This is a genomic window from Pseudarthrobacter sp. PvP090 (genome assembly GCF_040547365.1).
In the GTDB taxonomy this organism is placed as follows: Bacteria; Actinomycetota; Actinomycetes; order Actinomycetales; family Micrococcaceae; genus Arthrobacter.
Window position 1 is genome coordinate 1 of the sequence record NZ_JBEPPO010000031.1, and the last position, 1,237, is coordinate 1,237.

Genomic DNA, 1,237 nt, shown 5'->3' on the forward strand with positions numbered 1-1,237 from the left:
CGAAAACGGCGCGATGGGCTACCCGACCTCGGGAGTCATCTGCGGGCTGAAGAACAGCGGCTGCTTCCAGAACTACCAGGGCGGCGCGATCATGTGGTCCCCCGCCTCCGGCGCCGCGCTCAGCACGTTCGGAGCCATCCGGAACTTCTGGCAGCAGCAAAAATTTGAAAACGGCCCCCTGGGCTACCCGACATCCAACCCCGTCTGCGGCCTCACGGGCGGCGGCTGCTTCCAGAACTTCCAGGGCGGCACCGTGATGTGGTCCCCCGCCTCCGGCGCCCAAACAATCGTCCCGGGCCAGGTGCGGCAGGTCTGGCAGCGCAGCGGCTACGAAGCCGGAACACTCGGCTACCCCACCGGCAAACAACAATGCAATTCAATTTCACAGCAGTGCAACCAGACCTTCCAGCGCGGCACCGCCGCCTGGTCCAGCGCCAACGGCGGCTGGGCCATCCCCGGAGCCACGGCCACCAACACCGCATGGCGCCCCGCGGAAGTCGGCTACCCCGTCAGCGCCCGGGTATGCGGGCTCCGCAGCGGCGGTTGCTTCCAGAACTTCCAAAAAGGCGTCATCATGTACTCCCCCGCCTCGGGAGCCTTTTCCCTGTCCGGCGAAAGACTCCGCGTCTGGCAACGAACAGGCTTCGAAAGCGGCAGCCTGGGCTACCCGACCTCCGGGCAAACCTGCGGGCTCAAGGACCAGGGCTGCTTCCAGAACTTCGAACGCGCCAGCGTCCTGTCATCCCCCACCACGGGCACCCGCCCCATCTACCTCGGCCCGTTCCTGAGCACCTGGGCCGGGTCAGGATTCGAAGGCGGATCCCTCGGATACCCGACGTCCGACCAGTTCTGCGGCCTCCGCAACGGCGGATGCTTCCAGAACTTCCAGAAGGGCTCCATCATGTACTCCCCCACCACCGGAGCCCAGCCCCTCACCTCCGCCCCCATCCGCACCGCCTGGGCCAAGACCGGCTACGAAACCGGCAGCCTCGGATACCCCACGAACAAAATCACCTGCGGACTCAAATACGGCGGATGCTTCCAGAACTTCGAAAAGGGCTCCATCATGTGGTCCCCACTCTCCGGCGCCGCCCCCATGCACCTCGGCCCGATCCACACCGCATGGGGACAACAAGGCTTCGAAAACGGCCCCCTCGGCTACCCCACCAGCGCCCAAAACTGCACCACCACCAACACCACCTGCACCCAAACCTTCACCGGCGGAAAAATCACCTGG

The 1,237-nt window shown here is 65.5% G+C and carries 1 protein-coding gene; it reads left to right on the forward strand.

The window, feature by feature from the left end; translation table 11 throughout:
• On the forward strand, window positions 1-1,237 hold a 1,237-nt coding region (locus tag ABIC21_RS19295), incomplete at both ends, for an LGFP repeat-containing protein (RefSeq protein WP_502936029.1).